This is a genomic window from Micromonospora sp. WMMA1949, assembly GCF_027460145.1.
GTDB lineage: Bacteria > Actinomycetota > Actinomycetes > Mycobacteriales > Micromonosporaceae > Micromonospora.
The window spans coordinates 5,870,970-5,894,952 of the sequence record NZ_JAPZBG010000001.1 but is presented as its reverse complement, the minus strand read 5'-3'; the positions used below and the strand labels follow the sequence as shown (position 1 = coordinate 5,894,952).

General features: G+C 68.7%; 18 protein-coding genes and 1 pseudogene. 11 read left to right on the top strand and 8 right to left on the bottom strand.

All coding sequences use genetic code 11. From position 1 onward, the window contains the following. Positions 1–4: 4 nt before the first annotated feature. Positions 5–2,122 (bottom strand): PQQ-dependent sugar dehydrogenase, encoded by a 2,118-nt coding sequence (locus O7607_RS27555; protein WP_269706357.1) that lies wholly within the window; start codon positions 2,120–2,122, stop codon positions 5–7. A 224-nt stretch (positions 2,123–2,346) separates the two neighbouring features. Between O7607_RS27555 and O7607_RS27550 the strand changes: the two genes are divergently transcribed. Then, positions 2,347–2,760 (top strand): NUDIX hydrolase, encoded by a 414-nt coding sequence (locus O7607_RS27550; protein WP_269706356.1) that lies wholly within the window; start codon positions 2,347–2,349, stop codon positions 2,758–2,760. Here O7607_RS27550 and O7607_RS27545 read toward each other — a convergent pair. Together O7607_RS27545 and O7607_RS27540 are read right to left on the bottom strand one after the other, a co-directional pair. Then, positions 2,757–3,647: an arginase family protein gene (locus O7607_RS27545; protein WP_269706355.1), complete on the bottom strand. Its 891-nt coding sequence runs from the start codon at positions 3,645–3,647 to the stop codon at positions 2,757–2,759. The two genes, O7607_RS27550 and O7607_RS27545, sit on opposite strands and share 4 nt — an antisense overlap. Positions 3,648–3,718: 71 nt before the next feature. Next, a complete protein-coding gene (locus O7607_RS27540) occupies positions 3,719–4,450 on the bottom strand; it encodes a class I SAM-dependent methyltransferase (RefSeq protein WP_269706353.1) in 732 nt (243 codons plus the stop codon). 129 nt (positions 4,451–4,579) lie between these two features. Here O7607_RS27540 and O7607_RS27535 point away from each other — a divergent pair, with 129 nt between their 5' ends. Next, positions 4,580–4,903, top strand: coding sequence for a hypothetical protein (locus O7607_RS27535; protein WP_269706352.1), 324 nt, complete (start codon positions 4,580–4,582; stop codon positions 4,901–4,903). On the opposite strand, the gene O7607_RS27530 is transcribed toward O7607_RS27535, so the two are convergent. The 3 genes from O7607_RS27530 to O7607_RS27520 all read right to left on the bottom strand — a co-directional run bounded on the left by O7607_RS27530 (position 4,845) and on the right by O7607_RS27520 (position 7,713). Continuing rightward, entirely contained in the window at positions 4,845–5,276 is a 432-nt protein-coding gene (locus O7607_RS27530; RefSeq protein ID WP_269706351.1) for a hypothetical protein, read from the bottom strand. The genes O7607_RS27535 and O7607_RS27530 overlap by 59 nt on opposite strands. 76 nt (positions 5,277–5,352) lie before the next feature. Further along, the gene (locus O7607_RS27525; RefSeq protein WP_269706350.1) at positions 5,353–7,041 is read right to left on the bottom strand and encodes a DUF6119 family protein; all 1,689 of its coding nucleotides are present in this window, start codon (positions 7,039–7,041) and stop codon (positions 5,353–5,355) included. Positions 7,042–7,140: 99 nt separating this feature from the next. Beyond that, positions 7,141–7,713, bottom strand: coding sequence for a DUF4352 domain-containing protein (locus O7607_RS27520; protein ID WP_269706349.1), 573 nt, complete (start codon positions 7,711–7,713; stop codon positions 7,141–7,143). A 99-nt stretch (positions 7,714–7,812) separates the two neighbouring features. Between O7607_RS27520 and O7607_RS27515 the strand changes: the two genes are divergently transcribed. The 7 genes from O7607_RS27515 to O7607_RS27485 all read left to right on the top strand — a co-directional run bounded on the left by O7607_RS27515 (position 7,813) and on the right by O7607_RS27485 (position 19,389). Beyond that, positions 7,813–9,717, top strand: coding sequence for an N-6 DNA methylase (locus O7607_RS27515; protein ID WP_269706348.1), 1,905 nt, complete (start codon positions 7,813–7,815; stop codon positions 9,715–9,717). A 211-nt stretch (positions 9,718–9,928) separates the two neighbouring features. Then, positions 9,929–11,890, top strand: a complete 1,962-nt coding sequence (locus tag O7607_RS27510) for a type I restriction-modification system subunit M (protein WP_269706347.1) — start codon at positions 9,929–9,931, stop codon at positions 11,888–11,890. Next, the gene (locus tag O7607_RS27505) at positions 11,887–13,146 is read left to right on the top strand and encodes a restriction endonuclease subunit S (protein WP_269706346.1); all 1,260 of its coding nucleotides are present in this window, start codon (positions 11,887–11,889) and stop codon (positions 13,144–13,146) included. The genes O7607_RS27510 and O7607_RS27505 overlap by 4 nt, the downstream gene beginning before the upstream one ends. Before the next feature lie 98 nt (positions 13,147–13,244). Next, positions 13,245–16,190: a type I restriction endonuclease subunit R gene (locus O7607_RS27500; protein ID WP_269706345.1), complete on the top strand. Its 2,946-nt coding sequence runs from the start codon at positions 13,245–13,247 to the stop codon at positions 16,188–16,190. Between the two features lie 25 nt (positions 16,191–16,215). Beyond that, a complete protein-coding gene (locus tag O7607_RS27495; RefSeq protein WP_269706344.1) occupies positions 16,216–16,998 on the top strand; it encodes a hypothetical protein in 783 nt (260 codons plus the stop codon). Then, a complete protein-coding gene (locus tag O7607_RS27490; RefSeq protein WP_269706342.1) occupies positions 16,943–18,673 on the top strand; it encodes a serine/threonine-protein kinase in 1,731 nt (576 codons plus the stop codon). Before O7607_RS27495 ends, O7607_RS27490 begins: the two co-directional genes overlap by 56 nt. Positions 18,674–18,741: 68 nt before the next feature. Next, the gene (locus tag O7607_RS27485) at positions 18,742–19,389 is read left to right on the top strand and encodes a DUF6308 family protein (RefSeq protein ID WP_269706340.1); all 648 of its coding nucleotides are present in this window, start codon (positions 18,742–18,744) and stop codon (positions 19,387–19,389) included. Between the two features lie 351 nt (positions 19,390–19,740). Here the strand turns inward: O7607_RS27485 and O7607_RS27480 are convergent, their stop codons facing one another. Then, positions 19,741–19,938: a hypothetical protein gene (locus O7607_RS27480; protein WP_269706338.1), complete on the bottom strand. Its 198-nt coding sequence runs from the start codon at positions 19,936–19,938 to the stop codon at positions 19,741–19,743. Between the two features lie 222 nt (positions 19,939–20,160). Here O7607_RS27480 and O7607_RS27475 point away from each other — a divergent pair, with 222 nt between their 5' ends. Together O7607_RS27475 and O7607_RS27470 are read left to right on the top strand one after the other, a co-directional pair. Next, positions 20,161–20,448 (top strand): hypothetical protein, encoded by a 288-nt coding sequence (locus tag O7607_RS27475; RefSeq protein WP_269706336.1) that lies wholly within the window; start codon positions 20,161–20,163, stop codon positions 20,446–20,448. Between the two features lie 231 nt (positions 20,449–20,679). Further along, positions 20,680–23,568, top strand: a complete 2,889-nt coding sequence (locus O7607_RS27470) for an AAA domain-containing protein (RefSeq protein ID WP_269706335.1) — start codon at positions 20,680–20,682, stop codon at positions 23,566–23,568. On the opposite strand, the pseudogene O7607_RS27465 reads toward O7607_RS27470, so the two are convergent. Next, a pseudogene (locus O7607_RS27465) lies at positions 23,561–23,882 on the bottom strand (helix-turn-helix domain-containing protein); the annotation flags it as partial. The gene O7607_RS27470 and the pseudogene O7607_RS27465 overlap by 8 nt on opposite strands. Between the last annotated feature and the right edge of the window lie 101 nt (positions 23,883–23,983).

Below are 23,983 nucleotides of genomic sequence, written 5' to 3'. Positions count from 1 at the left end.
TTCCTCAAGGTCGGGCGGACGGGACCAGGACGACCTGGTCGGTGCCGGTCAGCGCGGGCAGGCCGTCGCTGCCGCTGTCGGTGTAGCTGGCGACGAAGACGCCGGTGAGGTTGTCGGTCTCCGGGTCGTGGCCCTCCGGGACGGTGGTGGTGATCGAGCCGGTGCAGCCGCTCGCGGTGGTCTGCGGGTGGCCGTGGCTGTCGTGGCCGAGGATGTAGGTGACTGTGACCCGGGCGCAGTCGACCGGCTGGTCGTCGGTCACCCGGACCTCGAAGGTCACCGTGTCACCGAACGAGAACGGCTGCCCCTCGACCGGGTTCACCAGCTCCACCACCGGGGTGGCGTTGCCGACCACGACCCGTACCTCGGTGGACGCGGACCGTCCGGCCCGGTCGGTCACCTTCAGCGTGGCCCGGTAGATGCCGTTCTCCCGGTAGGTGAACGTCGGGTTCGGGGAGCGGGAGTCCACCCGGTCGTCGTCGTCCAGGTACCACTCGTAGCGCAACGCGTCGCCGTCGGCGTCGGTCGTGCCGGCACTGGAGAACGCGACGGTCAGCGGGGTCACCCCGGCGGTGGGCGTAGCCGACGCCTGCGGCACCGGCGTGTGGTTGCCGGTGAATCCGATGTGGTCGATCCGGGCGAGTTGCGCGTCCGGGTTCTCACTGAAGTAACCGTCACCGTACTCCAGCACGTAGAGCGCGCCGTCCGGGCCGAACTCCAGGTCCATCGGGTTGTCGAAGACCACCGAGGGCAGCACCGGCTCGATCCCGGTCACCGCGCCCCGCGCGTCCTGCCGGAACGCCTTGACGTAGTCGCGGGTCCACTCGTGGAACAGCGGCAGCCCGTCGTAGTACGACGGCCAGGCCACCGCGGTACGGCCCCGGGTTGTGCGGATGTCGAAGTCGTACGCCGGGCCGGCCATCGGGCCGATGCCGCCGTCGCCGAGTTCCGGGAACTGCGGCGAGACGCCATAGGTGTACGCCACCTGCGGCTTCTGCACCGGCGGTAGCTTGCGCAGCCCGGTGTTGTGCGGCGAGTCGTTCACCGGCGCGGCGCAGTCGAACGGCGTACCGGACTGCCCGGTGGCGAAGTCGTAGTCGACGTAGGGCAGCGCGTCGGTGGCGCAGTACGGCCAGCCGTAGTTGCCGGGCTTGCGGGTAGCGAGCCACTTGCCGTGCCCGGACGGTCCACGGTTGGGGTCGGCCGCGCGCGCGTCGGGCGAGTAGTCCGCCACGTACAGCTCACCGGTGGCCCGGTTCAGCTCGATCCGGAACGGGTTGCGCAGGCCCATCAGGTAGATCTCCGGGCGGGTGCCCGGCGTGCCCCGGCGGAACAGGTTGCCGTCCGGGACCGTGTACGACCCGTTCAGTCCCACCCGGATCCGCAGGATCTTGCCGCGCAGGTCGTTGGTGTTTGCCGAGGTGCGCTGCGCGTCGTACGCCGGGTTGCGGCCGGGCCGCTCGTCGATCGGCGTGAAGCCGCCGGACTCGAACGGATTGGTGTCGTCGCCTGTGGACAGGTAGAGGTTGCCCTTGGCGTCGAAGACGATGTCGCCACCCACGTGGCAGCAGATGCCCCGGTCCACCGGCACGTCGAGGATCTTCTGCTCGGTGCGCAGGTCCAGCGTGTCCTTGACCAGCCGGAACCGGGACAGCCGCAGGACGCCCTGGAACGGTGCGAAGTCCTCGGCGGTGCCCCAACCGGGCGCGTCGCCCTCGTTGACGCCGGGCGTGGCCGGGTCGTCGACGGGCGTGGTCCCCGGCGGCGAGTAGTAGAGGTAGACCCAGTTGTTGCCGCCCCGGCCGAAGTTCGGGTCGACGGCGACGTTCTGCAGGCCCTCCTCGTCGTGCCGGTAGACGTCGAGCGTTGCGGCGATCGTGTTGCGGCCGGTCGCGGGGTTGTGCAGCCAGACCTGGCCGGCGCGGGTCACGTGCAGTACGCGGCGGTCGGGCAGCACCGCCAGGTCCATCGGCTCACCGGGGGTGTCGTTGAGGGTGACCTTCTGGAAGTCGCTGTCCGGCGGCGGGGCGGCGGTGCCCGGCGCGGCGGTGGCGACGGTGGGGGTGGCGACGAGGGCCGTGGCGGTCATAGTGGCCACGGCGAGCGCGAATCGTCTGGTCAACTGCCTCTCCTTGCTGGGGACGGGTCGGGCAGGGTTCTCCTTCGCAAGCTGGTGCGGGCGCGGCGGAACGCCATGCCGGGAGGTGGGAGGAGTGGGGGCGAAACGTCAACGCCTGCGGCCGACGCTACAAAAGCCATGTCGATATGTCTATAGCTTTCATTGACTCTGGAAGAACTTTCGTCGCGCGCGGACGAAAGTTGAGTGGCGCGTGGCATGCTCGGATCGTGGCCAGCTACGACGTCGCCCTCGTCCTGCTCGTCGACCCGACCGGCGCGATCCTCATGCAGCACCGCGACGGCAACGCGCCTGTCTCGCCGTACCAGTGGAGCCTGCCCGGCGGCAGCATCGAACCCGGCGAGACACCGGAGCAGGCCGCCCGGCGCGAGCTACGCGAGGAGACCGGCCTGACCGCCGGGGAGCTGCACCTGCTGTGGAGCGGACCCCGCCCGCACGAGGAGGGATTTCCGCACACCGTCACCGTGTACGTATTCCGCGGCAGCACCGACGCCCGGCAGGAGGACGTGGTGCTCGGCGAGGGACAGGCGATGGTGTTCGTGCCCCGCGACCAGGTGCTCGACCGCGACCTGGCGGTGAGCGCCGCGAAGGTGCTGCCGCTGCACCTCGCGGACGCCGTCTAGCGCCCGGTCAGCGCCCCGGCGAGCACCTCGACGAACCGGGGGAGCAGCTCGTCGTCGGGCAGATGGTCCGGGTTGATCTCGGTGACCGACAACCCGGCGAACCGCGGGCTCGCCACCAGCTCCGCCAGCGTCGCCGCCGCATCGCCGAGGCTGAGCCCGAACGGCTCCGGCACGTCCGCCAGCGGCGCGTCCACGAAACGCAGCACGTCCACGTCGAAGTGCACCACGAACCCGTCGGCCGCACCCTCGGCCACCGACCGGGCCCGGCGCGCCGCCGCCCGCGCGTCGGCGTGCACCTCCTCGGCCGGCACGTACGTCAGCCCCAGCTCCGCCACCAGATCGCGCTCGTGGTCACCCGGAGGCAGCGAGTCGCCGTACACCACCACCCGCTCCGGCGACAGCAACGGCACCGCCGGCCCGACACCCGCCACCTCGGGCACCGTCCCCGGCAGGCCCAGCATGTGCGCCAGCCCCATCGCGTCCAGGTTGCCGTTCGCGCGCGTCACCGGCGTGTAGAGATCCGGGCCGCCGTCCACGTACACCAGCGCGGGCGACAGCCCGGCCCGCGCGCAACCGGCGACCAGACCGACCGTCACGGTGCAGTCGCCGCCGAGCACCAGCGGCGCGCGCCCCCGGCGCAGCGCCGCCGCGACCCGGTCGGCCACCGCCGAGGCGACGGCGGCCACCGCGCCCGCGTTCTGACCCCTGGGGTACGCCGGATCCGGCCGCCACCGGACGCCGGGCACGTCACCGCTGTCCTCGACGTCCGTGCCCAGCAGGTCGAGCAGGCCGGCCGCGCGCAAAGCGGCCGGGGCGCGCTCGACACCCGGCGTGTGCGCACCGGCGCTCGACGGCGCACCTACGACCGTCCACCGACGAAGGTCCATCGACTCACCCTAAACGCGCCGGGGTGTGCGGGCTGCCCCCTGCTCGGCCCGGCCGGATGAGCCACCGTCGATCAGCGCAGCACCAGCAGGTCCAGCGCGTCGACCACCGGTCCGGTGTCCACGCGTGCCGCCTTGCGCAGCCGCCGGACGCCGGCGGCGTACTCCGCATCGGTGATGAGCTGAAGCGGCGTGTGCGCCTCCCGGCGCAGGCCGGCCGCCGCCGCCCGCAGCGACGGCGCGGTGACCTGCGGAACCGCCTCGACCGCCGCGGTGGCGAAGCCGGCGGCGGCGAACGCGGCCTCGACGTCGGCGATGCTCGGGTACGTGTCCAGCACGCGGACCGCCTCGGGGAAGTAGTCGAACAGCGTGATCGCCGCGTGCCGTCCGGCGAACGCGGACCGGATGAGCACCGGGGCGCCGGGCCGCAGCACCCGGCGCAGCTCGCGCGCAGCGGTGGCCAGGTCGGGCACGTGGTGGACGACTGTGGACAGCCAGGCGCCGTCGACGCTGCCGTCGGCCAGCGGGAGGTGCCCGGCGTCGCCCGCGACGAGCGGCGCGAACACGCAGCGGGCGCGCATCGCCGCCGACGGCTCGACGGCCACGACGTCGAGGGCGGGGAACCAGGTGGTGAACGCCCGTGCCCAGGTGCCGGTCCCGGCGCCCAGGTCGAGCAGTCGCATGCCCGGACGCGGGGAGAGGTGCCGGGCGACGGCGGCACGCCAGGCCGTGAGACCGTCGTCGGTGAGGTGCCGGGTAGCGGCGAACGCCTCGGCGTCGGCGTCGTGGTACGCGATGCGGGCCATACCCGACAGCCAACGCCCCGGCGGGCCGCCGGGGCAAGCACTGTGACGGGTTACGCAGTGGGCTGGGAGAGGGGCAGAGGGTGCGGTACCGGATCCACTTCGACGCCGACCTGCCGGCGGACGGTGGTGATGCTCACCCCGCCCGACGGGGACGAGGGCTTCGGCTGGATCCTCACCGGCGACACTGAACTGGCCGCCGCCACGGGCCTGCGCGAACATGACCTCGCGGTGGCCCTCGCCCGCGCGGTCGGCGTACGGGCGCTCGTCGACGACGGCGGCATCCACCCCGACCGGTGGGTGCTGGTCAGCGCCGACGGCAGCAGCGGCCGGGTGCTGACCGACCCCGACGCCGCCGCCGACGGGGATTTGCGGATCGTGCACGCGCTGGAGCCGATCAGCGGGGAGCCGCAGCTCGCCGTCGTACCGCCGCCGGACTGGGCCCGCGACTGGTGATCCGGCGGGTCCACCGTCCGGACGCGTACCCGATGCCACCGGTGCGGCGCCGCCGCTTGACGCCGGCTGCGGCGACGACCGGCGCGGGCACCGCCGTCCACGGGACGGGCAGGCCGTGGCCGGGTGACGGATCGGGTTGCGGTGGACGGATGGTGCCGTGTTCCTCGGCGAGCCGGACGGCGTTGTCGAGGAGGTGCCCGGCCGCGGCGACCCGGCCGTAGTGGGCCGCGGTGAGCGCGAGCGTGACAGCGTCGCCGACGCGCTGGCACGCCGGGCACGCGGTGTGGAAGGCACACCGGCCCAGCAGGAGGGCGTGAGTGTGCAGGGGAGCGGGGAGCAGGCTCAGGGCGTGGCGGAACTCGTCGGGTCGCATCGTTCCTCCTGGGTTGTCGATCGCGCGGCGGCAGGCAGGCGCGCGGTGCGTCGGTCGGGTCCGGAAGCGGTGCCGGTCAGGCGGGCGGGATGGCGACGACCTCGACATCGACGCCCTCCGTGCGCAGCGTCTTCACCGCCTGGTAGAGCGCGACCTGGGCGAAGGTGAACAGCGAGTCCACGGTGACGGCGCGGCCGCCGCTCAGAGCGATGGCGTAGACCACGGTGCGCGGGCGGAAGTCCTCGGGCAGGTCCCGCCCGCCCGGCTGCGCGCGTACCAGGTCGCGCAGGCGGCTCCGCGCCTCGGCGTCGTAGCGCAGCGCGTCGAACGACGTGACGCCCTGGGCGAAGAGGTGACTGAGCGGCGAGCTGCCCGACGCCCGCTTGACGTGGATCAGCTCACCGTTCGGCCCGAGCAGGTCGCACGCCTCGATGCCTCGCGGGTGCTGCCCGGTGCGGAGGAGCTTCTTGTCCAGCAGCACCAGCCCTGGGTGCTTCTCGGCGACCTCGCGGTTGTAGCAGTCCTCGTTCACCAGCTCCTTCGTCCACGGCGGCAACACCACGGTGGGCGGCCGGTTCAGGATGCGAGCCACCTCCTGACGCAGGAACTCGCGGTGGCGGTCGCCGATCTCGTACCACTGACCCTCGTGCAGCAGCATGTGACTGCCGCCGACGGCGACCTCGGCGGTGATCCACCGGGACACCGGCGTCGATGTCATCTCCTCGGCACCGGCGGCGTCGGCGTAGAGCGTCAGCGTGCCGTTGCGCAGCCCGGTCCACCGGTCACCGTCCAGGGCACGGGTGGTGTGCGACAGGATGGTCCCCAGGTCCAGATCCGTGGTCAGGATCGGGCGTCGCCCGGAGCGGGGCACGCGAACCCGGTACGAACCGACGTGCTCGACGTCGGCCACCAGGCTGCCCGGCACCGCCACGCCGAGATCCGGAGGGTCGGGCAGGCCCAGCCGCCGGTCGAGAACCTCGGTCAGCGCCGCTTGCCGGGGGTCGTTGGAGCGCAGAGGCCGGATCTGCTCGATGAACTCCAGGTCGGCGAGCGGCGACTCCAGCCGGCAGACCCGGTCGATCTCCCGCAGGTCGGCGAGCAGCCGCTCGGGGGTGACGCCGAGAGGGATGCGCAGGGCGTCGCTGCCTTCGACCTTCACCGCAGCGCGCGCACCCTGGCACGCCGTCAGGTTCGGGTTGTCGACGCGGCCGCACACCTGGCCGACGATCTCCCCCCACTTGTCGATGCCGTACCTCCAGATGGGCTGGCCACCCGGAACCATGCTGCGGTCCACCCGGCCGCTGGCACCCACCACCCGACGGCGAACCTGGCGGATGCCGTCGGGCTGAAGCGTCCGCACGGCGAAGGAGACACCGAACGTCGGGTCCACCTTCTCCGGCTCGATCATGAACCGGCCCAGGGTGCCGAAGGTCAGGGCGTACGCCCGATCGTCCACCGCCAGCAGCAGGGCGCCGCCGCCGCTGCTGTAGCCGATTGTCACGTCACTGCCGACCAGGCCGGACAGGACACCGCACCATTCGGCCCGGTCGCGTGGCGCGCTGCCGTGCACCAGTAGCGCCGGTGTGTCGAGGACCCGGTGCGGGGTGGGTTCGAAGCCGTGCCGCCGCAGGTAGTCCAGGTTGAGCGCGGCATGGATGCCGTCGTCGGTGGCCGGAACGGTGAGCCGGTAGACAGTCGTCAGGTAGGTGCCGGGCGGCGGCTGGTCGGCCAGTGGTGACTCGTCCGGGTTGTTCGCACTGCGCATGTCGATCTCCTCGCGTAGAGACTCGTGCTGGCGGTCGTGCGGCGGAGTAGCGCCGGGGGGCGGGGTTCGCGGATCCCGCCCCGGCCGGCGCTGGTCAGGTCAGCTCAGGGAGACGGTCACGCCGCCGGAGAACGGCGAGTCGTGCAGCTCGAGCTTGGCGAGCTTGACGTCCTTCGGGATGTCGAAGACGACCACGCCGGTGACCTGGTTGCCGGGGTTGATGTCGTTGAGGAACGTCTCGGCGTTCTTGTTGGCGTAGAGGGCGGCCGAGCCGTCGGCGGAGTACTCGGTGCCGTTGGCGGCGTACGCCTTCTGGCTGCTGCCGTCGAACATCTGCGCCTCCTTGCCGATGTTCTTCACGTTGAGCGTGACCAGGCAGAACTGACCCTGCGCCTTGGTGCCGAACGCCGACGAGCCGACCTTGCTGACGCCGCACTTGGCCGACTTGACGGTGAACTCGAACTTGCCGTCGCGGGCCGGCTGGCCGATCTTCGCGGTCTTCGGCTTGTCGTCGCTCTTACCGGCGTCCGCCTTGCCGCCGTCGGTGTCGCCTGCGGCCGCCTCGGTGCCGGAATCGGCCTTGCTGCCGGTGGCGTCGTCGGTGGTGCCGGCACCGCAGCCCAGGGCGACGAGGGCGCCGGCGATCAGGGCGAGCGTGGTGGTCTTGCGCATCGTTTTCCTCCTGCTGTGAACGTGGCGGCGTCAATAAGAGCATCATCTGTGAACGCTGTCAACAAGCATGATGCTTGACAGGTGTGACACACTCCGAACGTGCAGGAGACACCGACAATCACCGCAGCGGAGATCGCCCGGCTAGCCGGTGTCGGCCGGGCCGCCGTCAGCAACTGGCGCAAACGGCACGGCGACTTCCCCGAACCCGTCGGCGGCAGCGCCACCAGCCCCGAGTTCGACCTCGCCCAGGTCGAGCGCTGGCTGCACGCCCAGGGCAAGCTTCCGGAACTCGCCACCGCCGACCGGCTCTGGCGGCACCTCGCCTCGGCCGGCACGTCACCGGCTGCCGGGCTCGCCGCCGTCGGCGCCCGGCTGCTCGCCCGGCAACGCGGCCAACGCCCTGCCCGTCCCGCGGACCCGCAGCTCAAGGCGCTGGCACCGGACATCGACGCGCTCGCCGACGAACTCGGCCCACAGGGCGCCTTCGACGCGCTCTGGCAACGCTTCTCCGCCCCCGGACCGGCTCGCCCGCACGCCACCCCCGACGACGTGGCCGACCTGATGGCCGGGCTCGCCGCCGTCGCCGGCGGCTCCGTCCTCGACCCCGCCGCCGGCACCGGCGCCACCCTGCGCGCCGCCGTCCGCGCCGGCTGCACCTCCGCGTACGGGCAGGAAATCGACAGTGACCTCGCCCGGCTGGCCGGGCTGTGGCTGGCGTTGCGCGACGTACCGGGCGAGGTGACCACCGGCGACTCGCTCCGCGCCGACGACTACTCCGGACGCACATTCGACGCGGTCGTCTGCCACCCGCCCTTCGGTGCCAGCAACTGGGGCGACGAGGAACTCGGCCACGACCCCCGCTGGATCGTCGGCACCACCCCACGTACCGAACCGGAGCTGGCCTGGGTCCAGCACGCGCTCGCCCACCTGCGGCCGGGCGGCCATGCCGTACTCCTGATGCCGCCCGCCGTGGCCGGCCGACGACCCGGCCGCCGCATCCGCGCCGAGCTGCTGCGCCGCGGCGTGCTGCGCGCCGTCATCGCGCTGCCGCCGGGGGCGGCCGCGCCGCACGGCGTACCCCTGCACCTGTGGGTGCTGCGCCGCCCACCGGCCGACGCGCCCCCACCGGCGCGGACGCTGCTCATCGACGCCGCCACGGGCGACCACACCCGCATCCTCGACACCTGGCGGTTCTTCGCCAACGACGGCGAGATCGACGAGCCCGGCTACGCCCGCGCCGTCCCGGTCATCGAACTGCTCGACGAGGAGATCGACCTCACCCCCGCACGTCGCCAGCCCGCCGTCGTGGGCGAGGCGACAGGCGAACATCTGGTACGCACACGCGAGCGCCTCGCCGCCGTCGTCGCCGACCTGCCGACGCTGATGCCGCAGGTCACGCGCGTAGCCGACGAGGGCCAGGGGGAGTTCCTCACGGTCGGCGAGCTGGTCCGGGCCGGCGCGTTGCAGCTCCTCGGGCCGATCCGAGGCGCTGCCTCCGGCGAAGACGGTGGGCCGGCCGGTGACGGGAGGCCAGTGCTGACCGTGCCGGACGTGCTCGGCGGTGGCGAGCCCTCGGGCCGCGACGACGGGCGGCTCGGGCAGGAGATCGTGCTGGCCGCCGGGGACGTGGTGGTGCCGATGATCGCGCGGCAGCTCACCGCCCGGGTGGTGACGGCGGAAGGTGCCTTGTTGGGGCGCAACCTGTACCTGCTGCGGCCGAATCCGGCGGCGCTGGATTCGTGGTTCCTTGCGGGCCAACTTCGGACGTCGACGAATGAGCGGCAGGCGTCGAGTCTCTCGGGAACGCTGCGGTTCGACGTGCGGCGGGCGCAGGTGCGGCGGGTGTCGCGGGAGGAACAAGAGCGGTACGGGGAGGCGTTCCGACGGTTGCACGCCTTCGAGTCGGCACTGCGGCAGGCGGCGACGCTCGGGGCGGAGCTGGTGCAGCTCACCGCCGACGGGCTGGCCCGTGGCGCGGTTTGCCCTGCGGACGGGCCAACGTGATTCCCCGGCGGACATTCCTTCCGTCAGATATCCGACGCGGGGGCGGCGCTTCGGTGACAGATGCGGAAGCCTGCGGGCCGGTGGCCCGCCGTGCATCCTCCGCCTGAGACGACACGCTGACGCTCGGTTGATCGTTTCGGCCGAGTGGGCGACTACAACGATGCAGGACGGCAGTGATACTGCTTGTCTTAAGGCAATCGAAAGGAAACTGGTGAGCACCAAGCACCAAGAGTTGGCCAACTTCATCTGGTCCGTGGCCGACCTGCTCCGCGGCGACTACAAGCAGTCCGAGTACGGACGAGTGATCCTCCCGTTGACAGTGCTGCGACGGCTGGACTGCGTGCTGGAGCCGACGAAGGACGCGGTGCTCGCCCGGCACCAGCAGCTCAAGGACGCCGGCGTGCAGAACATGGACCCGGTGCTGCGGAGGGCAGCCGGGCTGTCGTTCTACAACACCAGTGAGATGTCCTTCCGCAAGCTGCTCGGCGACCAGGACCACGTCGCGCTCAACCTGCGCGCCTACATCGGCGGGTTCTCGCCGGGCGCGGTCGATGTGCTGGACAAGTACGGCTTCGACGCCCAAATCAGCCGCCTCGCCGAGGCCGGCCTGCTCTACCAGGTGGTCGCTAAGTTCGCCGACATCGACCTGCACCCGGACGTGGTGTCCAACCACCAGATGGGCTACGTCTTCGAGGAGCTGATCCGCCGCTTCTCGGAAATCAGCAACGAGACCGCCGGTGAGCACTTCACCCCGCGCGAGGTCATCCGGCTGATGGTCAACCTGCTGCTGGCTCCCGACGAGGACGACCTCGTCACCCCCGGCATCGTCCGGAAGATCTACGACCCGGCCTGCGGCACCGGCGGCATGCTCACCGAGGCTCAGGAGCACATCCAGGCCCACAACCCGCACGCCACCGTCGAGGTGTACGGGCAGGAGCTCAACGGCGAGACGTACGCGATCTGCCGCTCCGACATGATGCTCAAGGGCGGCGACCCGACGAAGATCGCCTTCGGGAATTCGTTCAACCAGGACGGCCACGAGGGCGAGCGCTTCGACTACATGCTCGCCAACCCGCCGTTCGGGGTCGAGTGGAAGAAGGTCGAGAAGTTCGTCAAGGACGAGGCGGCCCGCGGCCACGCCGGCCGATTCGGCGCCGGACTGCCCCGGATCAACGACGGCTCGCTGCTCTTCCTCCAGCATATGATCTCGAAGATGAAGCGCCCCGAGGACGGCGGCAGCCGCCTGGCGATCGTCTTCAACGGCTCGCCGTTGTTCACCGGCGCCGCGGGTTCGGGAGAGTCGGAGATCCGCCGCTGGATCCTGGAGAACGACCTCCTCGAAGGTATCGTCGCCCTGCCGGACCAGCTCTTCTACAACACGGGCATCTCCACCTACTTCTGGATCCTCACCAACCGCAAGGAGCCGGCCCGCGCGCGCAAGGTCGTGCTGCTCGACGGCCGCGACTACTGGACGAAGATGCGCAAGAGCCTCGGCGACAAGCGCAAGATGCTCACCGACGAGCACATCGCCGACCTGACCCGGGCGTACGTGAACGCGCTGGCCATCGCGGACGACCCGGAGCACCCGCAGCACGCCAAGGTGAAGGTCTTCAAGACCACCGACTTCGGCTACCAGCGGATCACCGTCGAGCGCCCGCTGCGGCTGCGCTTCGAGGTCACCGAGGAGACGGTTGCGCTGCTCGCGGAGACGAAGGCGGTCCTCAAGTACGCGGAGCGCGAGTCGCTGCTGGCGGCGGCGAAGTCGCTGATCGGTACGTCGTCCGCGATACGGGCGGAGTTCGCGATGAAGCTAAATGGGCTGGGGAAGCTGCCGGCGGCGGTGGAGAAGGCGGTGTGGGAGGCGTTCTCGGTCAGCGACCCGGAGGGCGAGGTGCAGACCGACCGCAAGGGTAAACCACTGCCCGACCCGGATCTGCGCGACACCGAGAACGTGCCGCTCGACGAGGACATTCACGCCTACTTCAACCGCGAGGTGCTGCCACATGTCCCCGACGTCTGGATCGACGAAAGTAAGACCAAGATCGGGTACGAACTTCCTGTTAATCGGCACTTTTACGTATATTCCCCGCCAAGGTCGCTGACTGAGATCGATGCCGAAATAAAGGCGCTGGGGGCTGAGATTCAGACTCTGCTCGGTAAGGTGGCTCGGTGACAACGGCCATCCCATTTGGGGCTATGCCAGTCGGTTGGCGGATGGGCCGCATTAAGGACCTTGTTGGCGGTACCGCAAATGGCGTATGGGGAGACGACCCCTTAGGCGACGGGCGGGACGTGCATTGTGTGCGTGCAGCCGATTTCGATCGAGAATCGCTAACAGTGCGCCCGGAAAAGTTGCCTTTGCGTCGGGTGGATCCCCGGGCGCTCCGGAAGCATCGCCTAAGTCCCGGTGATCTCGTCTGGGAAAAATCGGGTGGCGGCGAGACGCAGCCGGTCGGCTTGGCTGTCAAGTTTGACTTGGCTGCACCTGCCGTCTGCTCCAACTTCTGCACCAGGGTCACGCCGAGCGTCGGAACCGATTCTCGGTACCTTGGCTATGTATTTGCGGCGGCCCACGCTGCGGGTCTGAATCAACGCTCTATCAAGCAAACCACCGGCCTTCAGAACCTAGACGGCAAGGCCTTCTTGGCGGAGGTGTGGCCAATCCCGGGTCCTGCAGAGCAGCGGCGTATCGCCGACTTCCTTGATGCTGAAACTCGAAAGATCGGCGCCTTGGTATCGAAGAAGCTCAGGTTGCTCTCTCTGTTTGAGGAAAAGATTAATAGCCGCATCCTTGAGTGCATTGGGGCTAGTCGGCTTGTTGGCAACTCAGACTCAGCTATTCCTGTTTTGCCTGTCCGTAGGTTGTTGTCAAAGCTGGCTCGACCCGCACTGCCAGCCAGCGAAGTAATAACCGCTTTTCGGGATGGGCAGGTGACGGCCCGATCGAAGCGACGTGCTGACGGTTATACTCTGTCGTCTCATGCTGAAGCGCAGGGCCAGTATGTCGAATTAGGTGACGTGGTAATCCATGGTCTAGATGGATTTGCGGGCGCAATTGGCACATCCGAATCGGCCGGAAATTGCAGCCTGGTCTATCACGTCTGCATACCTTGCAGAGGAGGAAACGCTCTTTTTCTGGGAAGGATGCTTCGAGTTCTTGCGGTATCTGGATATCTCGGATTGTTTGCCACCAGCACCCGGGAGCGTGCGGTTGATTTTCGCAACTGGGACCTCTTTGGTCGAATTCCAATTCCTGACGTTCCCCTTCGGTGGCAGGAGGAGGTTGGGGAATGGATTAGCTCTGCCCGGCCTCTTCGTGTCGCCGTGGAGCGCTCTTTCGCTCTCGCAGAAGAGCGTCGTCGGACCCTAATTACCGCCGCAGTGACCGGGCAGATCGATGTTGCGACTGCAGAGAGGGCGGACGCATGAATCCGGCTCATCAGGAGCAGTCGTTCGAGGTGGCCATTGGGGCGCAGTTGGCCGGTTCGTGTTGGAGGCGCGGCGCGGCTAGCAATTACAATCGGCAAGTGGGGCTAGACACCGGAGAGCTGTTCGCGTTCATCGGGGGGACGCAGCCGGACGAGTGGGAGAAGCTGCGCGCGTACCACGGGAATGACCCGAATGAGGCGCAGCTGCACTTCGCCCAACACCTCGCCAAGCAGATCGATGAGCGCGGCCCCCTGGACGTCCTCCGCCGTGGCGTCAAGGACAAGGGCGTCCTGATCCGCCTCGCCTACTTCAAGCCCGCCCACGCCATCACCGACGACGCGCTCAAGCTCTACCGCGCCAACCGCCTCACCGTCACCCGCCAGCTCGCGTACTCGACCAGCAACAACAACACCCTCGACCTGGTCCTGTTCGTCAACGGCATCCCGCTCGCCACCGCCGAGCTGAAGAACCCCCTCACCGGCCAGACCGTCGAGGACGCCAAGGAGCAGTACCGCAAGACTCGCGATCCGAAGGAACTGATCTTCGCCCGGCGTACCCTCGTGCACTTCGCGGTCGACCCCGACCTGGTCTTCGTCACGACGAAGCTTGCGGGGGAGAAGACCCGGTTCCTGCCGTTCAACACCGGGTCGAACGGGCCCGGCGTGTCCGGTGGGGCAGGTAACCCGCCGGCCACGGACAAGGGTTACCGCAGCTCCTACCTGTGGGAGCAGATCTGGCACCCCGACGTGTTCATGGATCTGGTCCGGCGGTTCCTGCACTACGACAAGGAATCCAAGGCGCTGATCTTCCCGCGTTACCACCAGTGGCACGCGGTCACCCAGCTCACCGACCACGCGGCTCGCCACGGTTCGGGTCACAATTACCTGGTCATGCACTCGGCCGGGTCGGGCAAGTCGAACACCATCGCCTGGCTGGCGCACCGGCTCTCTAGCCTGCACACCGCGCCCGACATCACCAGGGACGGCCTGCGTCCCAACGAGCCGGTCTTCGACAAGGTCATCATCATCACCGACCGGGTCGTCCTCGACCGGCAGTTGCAGGACACCGTCTTCCAGTTCGAGCACGTGCCCGGCGTGGTGCAGCGGATCGACAAGGACTCCGCACAACTCGCCGCCGCCCTTCAGGGTGAGACGGCCAAGGTCGTCATCACCACGATGCAGAAGTTCCCCTACGTGCTCAACCAGGTGCAGGGCCTCAAGGGCAAGCGGTTCGCGGTTATCGTCGACGAGGCACATTCGTCGCAGTCCGGCGACTCGGCCGCCGCGCTGAAGAAGGTGCTGCTCAAACTCGGCAGCGACGACGTCGACGAATCCGGTGACCTGCTCACGGCGTCGGCGCTGGCCCGGGGCCGGCACGAGACGTTGTCGTACTTCGCGTTCACCGCCACCCCGAAGCCGAAGACGCTCGAACTGTTCGGCACGCCGCACCCGGTCACCGGCAATCCACAGCCGTTTCACACGTACTCGATGCGGCAGGCCATCGACGAGGGGTTTATCCTCGACGTGCTGCGGAACTACCTGACCTACAAGTCGTACTGGAAGCTGGCCAACGCCAACCCCGACGACCCGGAGGTCGATCCGAAGAAGGCCGGCGCCCAGCTCGCCCGCTTCGCCAGCCTGCACCCCACCATGCAGGCCCAGAAGGCGGAGATCATCGTCGAGCACTTCCGCAAACACACCGCGCCGCGCCTCGGCGGGCGCGCCAAGGCCATGGTGGTCACCGGCTCCCGCGAGGCCGCCGTCCGTCTGCACACCGCCATCAAGAAGTACGTCGAGATGCAGGGCTACGTCGGCTGCGACTCCCTCGTGGCGTTCTCCGGTGACCTGGAGGTCGACGGTGTCGAGCACACCGAGGCGCGGATCAACGGGTTCGGCGAGGGCGAGCTACCCGGCAAGTTCGGCTACACCGCAGCCGACGACAAGCACGCCGGCACGCCGAAGGCCAAGCAGAACACCGAGTACAAGATCCTGGTCGTGGCCGAGAAGTATCAGACCGGCTTCGACCAGCCGCTGCTCACCACGATGTACGTCGACAAGCTGCTTAAGAACGTCGCCGCGGTGCAGACCCTGTCCCGGCTCAACCGCACCCACCCGCTCAAGACGCAGGGCGACGTGTTCGTCCTGGACTTCGTCAACGAGGCCGGCGACATCGCCGAGCAGTTCAAGCCGTACTTCGAAACCGCCGCCACCACGCCCACCGACCCGAACCTGCTCTACACCGCGCAGAACACGGTCACTGGCTACCCGGTCCTCGTCGACTCGGAGATGCAGGCGTACGCCGAGGCGCTGCTGGAGGCGGAGCGGAAGGCGACCACGGAGACCGGTCTCCAGCGGGCCCACGCCGCCCTCTACCGCTTCACCGAGCCGGCCGTCCAGCGCTTCAACGCCCTGGCCGCCGACGACCCGGAGGCCGCGGACGGCTTCCGGTCCGCGCTGCGCGACTACACCCGGATGTACGCGTTCCTCAGCCAGGTGGTGCCATACCACGACGAGGACCTGGAGCGGCTCTACCTGTACGGGCGCGCGCTGCTCAACCGGCTTCCGCGGCGGCAGGATCCGTCGGTGGACATCGGCGAGGTGCAGCTGACCCACCTGCGGGTCAGCAAGACCGGTGAGCACGACGCCTCGCTGACCCCCGAGGGGGAACAGATGCTGCCCGGCTTCGTCGGCGGTGGCGTCGGCTCGCAACACGACCCGGAGAAGGTCGCACTCTCGGATCTGATCGACGCGTTCAACGACCGGTTCGGCATCGGCCTGGGCGAGGCGGACAAGGTCTGGGTCGAGCAGCAGATCGTCGCGCTGGCCGAGGACGGCACGCTGGAAGCCGCAGCGCTCGTCAACGACGAGAGCAACTTCGGAGTCGTCTGCGACAAGCGGATCGAGGACGTGATCCTGTCCCGCCACGACGACAACGGCAAGCTGATGCAGCGCTACCTCGACGACGAGAGCCTGCGGTCGCAGCTCAACCAGTTCGCACGCCGGCAGGCGTACCAGATGATCCGCCGCCGCAAGGGCATCGCCTAACCGCGACTTGCCGAGAGGAGGACGGTTGTCCCCGTCCGAGCCCACCTTCCACCTCTGGATCGCGGTGGACGAGTCCCGGGTCATGACCGCGCTCACCCCGCTGAAAGTGACCCGCTCGCCACGTCGGCACGAGTGGGGCAGCATCACCGACCTGCGTGCGGTTCCGACCGCTCCGGAGCCGTCCAAGCTTCCTGGCGTCGTCGTGCTCTGCACCGTCGCGGTGCTCATTTCCGTCGTGCTCTGCTCCGCGGGCGCGCCACTGCTGGTCATTCTGTTTCTGGTCGCACTCCTGCTGTGCCTCGGGCTCGCCGGCATCACGGCGACGAAGCCGCCACCTCAGATCGAGGCGCCCGACCAGGCGGCCTTTCCGGCCCTGCACCACACCCTGACCGCTGCCGAGGACCGGGAAGACTTCCTCGACCTGGTGGAGCTGGCGGAGCGAGCCGGACGGGCGCTGCCCGAGGTGGACCCTGTGATGGACGCCGCGGAGGGCGGGCAGATCCTGGCGCAGGCGCTCTGGGAGGCGAGCGACGTGCTCAGCCGCCGGCAGCAGTTGCGTACTCAGATGGGGCGCCGGCAGCCCGGCCCGGCAGGGGATTCGACGAGCAGTGTGGGGAAGGCGCTGACCGAACAGCGGCAGCGCGTGACAACGCTGTGGGACGAAACGGAGGCGGAGCTGGCCCGGGTGCGCAACGCCCTCGAACTCGCCGCCGTGGCTGCCGAGAACGCGGCACACGATCCCGGTGCGGACGATGCGGTCCGAGAGGCTTACCAGGAGTTGCTCGACATCTATGGCGCGCGGTACTAGCCGACGAGTCGTCGGTGTCATCCGACAGGGCTGCCGGGGGAGACGGATGCAGGCGCAGGAACGAGTAGCGGATCGATACGAGCTGACGTATCCGATCGGTCACGGCGGCATGGGGGAGGTGTGGGCGGGCTTCGACGAGAAGCTGGACCGGCCCGTCGCCATCAAGTTCCTGCGCAAGCTCGCCGTGCCCGACGGCGACCGCGACACCGCCGTCGACCGGTTCATCCGCGAGGCCCGGGTGACCGCCCGCCTGGACCACCCCGGAGTGCCGAGCGTGCACGACGTCGGCCACCACGACGATGACCTCTACATCGTCATGCAGCTCGTTCCGGGTGTGCTCCTGTCCGACCTGATCGCCGAGCGCGGTTGGCTCGCCGTTCCATGGGCGGCCGCCATCGGCACCCAGATCTGCTCGGTACTGGCGGTGGCGCATGCCGCCTCACTCGTGCACCGTGACCTGAAGCCGCAGAACGTCATGGTGACCCCCAGCGGCGCTGTCAAGGTCCTGGACTTCGGGGTGGCCGCCCTGCTTGGCCCGGACGTACCCCGGCTGACCGCCACCGGCCACACGCTGGGCACGCCCACATACATGGCTCCCGAGCAGGCGCTGAACAGTGCCGTAGGCCCGCGCACCGACCTATACGCACTCGGCTGCGTGTTGTTCGAGCTGCTTACCGGCAAGCCGCCGTACCGGGCCGACAACCCGCTCGGCATGCTGCACCGGCACTTGAACGACCCCGTCCCGTCGGTCTCGGAGCACCGCGCGGGTGTGCCGGACGTCCTGGTGCACCTCCTCGTACGGCTGCTCGCCAAGGACCCGCAGCACCGGCCCGAGTCGGCGGTCGAGGTCTACGAGATGCTGGCGCCGTTCGGAGCGGTCGATGCCGAGAAGGCAGCCGACGCCGCCCCGACGGTGGCGGACGGGCAGCGGGTCGACCCGACAATGCCGTACCGGTATCCGTTCGGGCCGCTGCCGCCCCGCTCCCCGCTGCCGCCGACGCGCGTCGACATCGTCCGTCCACGAGCAGCGGCAGAGATCGTCGAGCCGCCGTCGCTCGACCAGCTCGCCGAGGTGGAGGAGCGGGCCTGGGAACTTGCCGAGGAAGAGCGGTTCACTCAGGCCGCCGAGCTGCTCGAATCGGTGCTGCAGCCGATCAGCGGCGGGCACGCGGCCAGGCAACCGCGGATTCTGGAGCTGAGGCTCAACCTGGCGAACCTGTACGTCCTGGCCGGTGCGTTCCGGCAGGCGCTTCCGGAGTTCCAACGGCTCGTCATCGATCTCGCCAAGCGTCCCGTGCCGGACGAGGAACTGATCTGGCAGTGCCGGCAGCAGGCGGCGAGCTGCCAGGCGGAGCTGGGCGAGGCGACCGAGGCGTTGCGAGAACTGCAGGCGCTCCTCGACGAGGAGCAGCAGGTTATGCCGCCGGACTCGCCGGAACTCTTTTCCCTACGGCAGCAGATCGCCATGCTTGTCGCCGGCCTGGGTGACGTACCCGAGGCGCGGCAACAACTCGAGGGACTGAGGCGCGACATCAGCGCGCTCCACGGTTCAGGATCCGCACCAGCGGCCGAGATCCAAGCGCTGCTGAACCACCTGCATCGGCTGGGGGAGGAAACGTCTCGATCGACTGGACAGACTTCGTCCACCGGTACACACCGAAGGGTTGAGCCTTGAGCCCGTCTGTCGCCGCCTGGCACAGGATTGGTTAGGAGAAAATCATCGTGCCCCTCACTCTGCCACAGATGGTGATGGTGCTAAGTGAACCGCAATCGCTCTCTGATCTGAAACGCTACTTCCTGGGGATCGGCGGTGCGGCCTACACCGGTGGGCAGTTCGAGTCATTCGGTGGGGGAGGCGACCGCCCGGAAGCCGCCGACTCCATCACCGTCGAGGACCTCATCGCGGTGCAACTGCTCAGTGTGCGGGTACCCCCGCAGCACATACTCGACCTGCTTGACGGGCAACTTGGCAGACGACTCGAGGTCGAGCTGGCGAGGATTCCCGTTGACGTCGAGTTGGATGCCGAGGAGGCGTTTCCGCTCATCGAGCCGGGAGGCCACGCCGCCGAAGCATGGCGGGTATTGCGTCAGGCTGGAATAGGGCCAGTTACATCGGGAAAGCTGATCGCCAGAAAGCGTCCCAAGTTGGTGCCGGTCTACGACTCGGTCGTTGCCTGCGCACTCGGCACGGGAGCCCGCTTCTGGGAGTGGCTGCACGGTCGGCTGCGCGAGGAGAACAGCTTGCTGCCACGTCGTCTCCGAGAACTGCACGAGCAGGCCGAACTACCCGTGCAGGTGAGCCCCATCCGGGTGCTGGATGTCGTGCTCTGGATGCGGCATCGAGACAGCCATCTTCGGCGCGGCTGTCCCGGCCTGGACCTGCCTTCCTGACTGTCACGCGGAGCTGAGTTGCGGGATCGAAGACAAGAGCGTCGGAGCCGAATCACCGTTCGCCGGAATCGGCGTGATGGCCCGGCCCGTGCAATCTGTGTCAACTGCGGCGAGGCCGTCACCGGCCGGGCGGGATCGAGCGGGCGAGGTCCAGACGTTGCCTGGTATGTCCACTGCCGTGAGTGCTGGGCTCTGGTGGCGGATCAGATGGAGCGCCTCCATGCGCTCCCGGTGGCCAGTAATGCGGACGTCTATCAATGCCGCACCTGTGGCACCCGCCGGGTCTGCCACATTCGCTGGCAGACCCGGTGTCACATATGCCTGGACGAGCGGTCGACTGGCTCCGCCCTCTTAGCCGGTGAGCGCCTGTTGGCTCGCGTCCCACATGAACCGGATCTCGCAGAGCAGGTACGGCAGTTCGCCGGCCTCACGCCGGAGGACACGATTCCCGTCCGTGTTGCCGCCGAGTTCCAAGCCGCGCTCGCTCTCAGCGTTGAACTCGACCGGTGTTCCCCTGACGGCTGGAGCGATGTGACGAGTGATGTGCATGGGCTGCCCTGGTACGGGGAACGGACTGCACCCTCGTCCCACGGCAGGTGGGGCATCCACCGCCAGTGCGGATCCTGGCAGCGGCTCCGCGAGCGGTCCTGCCCGCAATGCCCACCGGAGCCGGGCGATCGGTCCTTCGCCGCGCTGCGGGAAACCCCCTACCTCCTTTACCTCGTGCGGCATCGAGGGCTGCTGAAGTTCGGAGTGGGGGGAGCGCGGCGAGTGCGGCAGCATCTCCTAGCCGGTGCCGAACTGGTGCAGGTGCTGGAGGCCCGCCACGCCGACGTCATCGCCGCCGAAGCCGCGCTCAAGAGACAGAAGAAGGAGGCCGCCGTGCCTCTGCGAAAGTGGCACACCTGGCGGATGCCGGAGTCGTTTCTGGCCGGCACGGAGGTGGTGCGCGTCGGCACGCAAATCAAGCTCGCCGAAGTGCTGCCCGGCGGCCGGGATGTCACTGCGCTTTTCGCCACCGGTGAATTCCGATCCGGTATCAAGGGCGAGCGTCAGTGATCCGGGCTTGTGTCGCTCCGCTGGACGGAGACAGTCTGCGTCACGAACGTCGTCGGCCAAAGAGGTGAACGTTAGAGACCAATGGACGACGAGCACCTCCGGTCTAGATTGCCGATGTGTCCACTTAGGCCAGCCACTTGCGGTGGCCACGCCCTTAGCCTGGATCGGCGATCGGCGATCGGCGATCGGCGAGCCTCGAAAGGTGAGGGCCGGTCGAGAAGCTATGGGGGCATGTTGAGAGTCGGTGCGGAACGAAAGCTCATCCACGCGGTGCGAAAAGCTCTGTTGCAGGGGCCGATGTCGCAAGAAGCATTGCTCGCGGCACTCGCGCAGGGAGGTGTGCGGACCGACAGCAGCGCCCTGTACCTCGCCTGTGCCACGCATGGGCTGGCGGACCTGGAGGGGGACGTCTGGATCCCGCGTGGTTGGGCTGCCCCGATCGCCGACACGGCTCTGCCGACGCCACGTACGCCGGAACTGCCCGCCGCCCGGCGTGCCGCCGCCGAGGTACGGGAGCTCGCCTCCTCCATCGGCATCCCCATGGAGGAACCGGTCCCGCCTGCCGGCCCGGTGCCCGCCGCATGGCCGGGCATCGCGGAGCAGGCCGCCAGAGCGCTGCAAGAGGAATTGCGTGCGGTCACCGACCGGCGGACCTTGCAGGACGTACCAGTCAGCGGCGGCGTCGTGGTCGCGGAGACGACATCTCGGAAGCTGATGCGATTCGAGGCCGAGGGCGATCTAGGTGTTTCCGATGGCGCACAGGCGACCCTGGTCGTTGACGGCACGCCGTACGACGTCGAGGTGGTGTCGGTCTTCGGGAACGTGGTAACGCTTTCGGTCCCGCCCGGATCCGCGGCCGCGGAGAAGGCGGTGCTTCGTTGTGACCTGTCCTGGCTGCTCTCGGCCCAGAGCAAACGCCTACGTGAGCTGGTCAACGGTGGACCGGGGTTCAACGCCGAGGCCGCTGCGGCCCTGGTCACCCCGAACTCGGAGACCGCCCCTGATGACCTTCCGGCCTTCTCCGCGGACCATCTCAACTACGGCCAGCGGCGTGCGGTCGCACTCGCCCTCACCCCCGGCGTCACCTGGCTCTGGGGACCGCCCGGAACGGGAAAGACCACGACGATCGGTACTCTCGTCGCCGAGCTCTGTGTGCGGGGCTTCCGGGTGCTTCTGACCGCTCCCACGAACGCGGCTGTTGACGTCTCGGTATGCGCGGTGCTCAAGGAGATACCTGAGCTGGCCGGGGGAGGCCTCGTCCGGCTCGGACAGCCCTCCGACCCCACTCTCATCGGACGGCGTGAAGGGCACATTCTGATCGACGAGATTGCTGCGAAACGCGGCGAGGTTTTGGCCCAGTTGCGGGTCCGTGAGGCAAAGCAGTCCCGTGACCTGCGCCAACGGCTCAAGGTTCTGGAACGGAGGCATTCGAGCCTTACCGCCGCGGAGCAGGAACTGCGACTCGAGTTGGAGCGAGACCTGGCCGAAGCCACCGCCCGGATCCGAGAGCTTGACTCGTCGCTGCACTGCGTCCGTCGGCAAGTCTGTCGCGAGGCGGAGGTCGTCGCTGCTACCGCGCATCAGGTGGCGATGCGGACGCTGCGCGAACTTACGTTCGACGTCGTGATCATCGATGAGGCAAGTATGACCTCGTCTGCTCTCGCGATGCTCGTGGCTGGCGCCGGCACTGGCCACACGATCGTCGCAGGCGACTTTCGGCAATTGCCCCCGGTTGTCGTGGCGGACACGCCGGGCGCAGGCGAGTGGCTGCGACGCAGCCCGTTCGAGAAGGCGGGGGTGGCGGCCGCGGTTGCCAAGGGCCGTCCCCCTGGACGCCTCGCCGCGTTGACCGAGCAGTACCGGATGCGCCATGACATCAACCATGTGGTCAGCGAGGCGTTCTACCCCGAGAGCCGGCTCGTAACGGCCAAGATGATTTCCACGCGAGCGCGGAAGAGCAGAGCGGACTGGGCGGACAGCGAACTCGTTGTGCTCGACACGTCGCGGCTCGGTGCACGGACCGCACGGAAGCAGGGCGTGTCCTCCCGATACAACCTGATGCACGCGCAACTCGCTGCCGGCCTCCTCACCGCGCCGGGCAATGCGTTGGACACTCTCGGCGTGATTTCTCCGTTCGCCGCGCAGGCTCGGCTGTTGGAGTCACTCTTGCCAACGGCGGAGTCGGCGGATTGGGCCGCATCGACCGTGCATCGCTTCCAGGGCGGCGAGCGGGACGTCGTGGTGTATGACACCGCCGACAGCGGCATCGGCGTCCGTCCGCTGCACCGCTGGTTCACCGAAGGCGAGGCGGGCGGCGACGGTGCTCGGCTGCTTAATGTGGCGGCGAGCCGCGCCCGTGACCATCTTGTCGTGGTCGCGGCCCTCGACCGGTTGCACCGGCATCGCACTACCGAAGACGCCGTACGGCGCTTTTTCGTCAAGCTGCTTGAACGAGGACAGGTAGTGCCGTGGGAGGAGGCGCTCAGCTATGGTCCAGCCACCCGTCGGATAACCGGGAACATCACGAGCGTCATGCGCGACGACTTGACGGGCGCCAGTTCCGCCGAGTTCTGGCTTCCCCGGGCACCGCTGGTGGGACTGCGGCCGTTGATCATGCCACTGAAAGAGATCGCCGAACAGGATGTGGACACCGAACCGGTGACGATCTGGGTGGAGCCGGACCCGGACGGCTACCTTTCGGCCGAAGCCATGGAGGCCAAGCGCCGCGGCGTCAACATTCGTCCCTGCACTCCGATCGTCGAGTCCAGCGCTGTCATCGACGACATCGTGTGGAGTGCGACCGGTTCCCTGCTCGGCCCTGAACCTGGAGTGGTTCTGCGTACCAGGCACGCAGCTTTCGCGGACGCGGTCCGACGTGCTCAACGACGGCGGTCTGAAGCCGCGCCGGGCAGCGGGCAACTCGGCGATGACTGCGGTCGCTGCTCTCGCACGCTGGTCCGCTTCGAGGTAGGCCGGCGAGGGCTGCCAAGTATCGGCTACGGATGCTTCTTCTGCGACAGGCCGAGTACGCAATCCGATAACGGCGCTCATCGGCGCGGTCGTAGTCGGCAACCGAGCCGATGGGTTGAGAAAGCGACGACGAATCCGATGCTCAGGTGACCAGGCCGGTGCGGCACGCGTACACCACCGCCTGCACCCGGTCCCGCAGGTCCAGCTTCGTCAGGATCCGCAACACGTACATCTTCACCGTCTCCTGACTGCTCACCAACCTTGCCGCGATCTCGCTGTTCGACAGCCCGTCGGCGATCAGCCGCAGAACCTCCAGCTCGCGCGGCGTCAGCCCCACGTCCGCCGGGCCGCTCCTCGACCGGGCGGAACAGCAGGCCGCGGAACATCAGTTCCTCGGTCACCGCGGCGGCGGCCATGAACCCGACCAGGCCCACCGCGCCGGACACCGACCCGAGGCCGTGCACGTGGTAGCCGCCCATGAGGGCGATGGCGGCGATGACTGCCGCGAACATGGCGACCCCGATCAGCACCCCGCGGTTGAACCGGGCGGCAGCGCCGTCGCGGG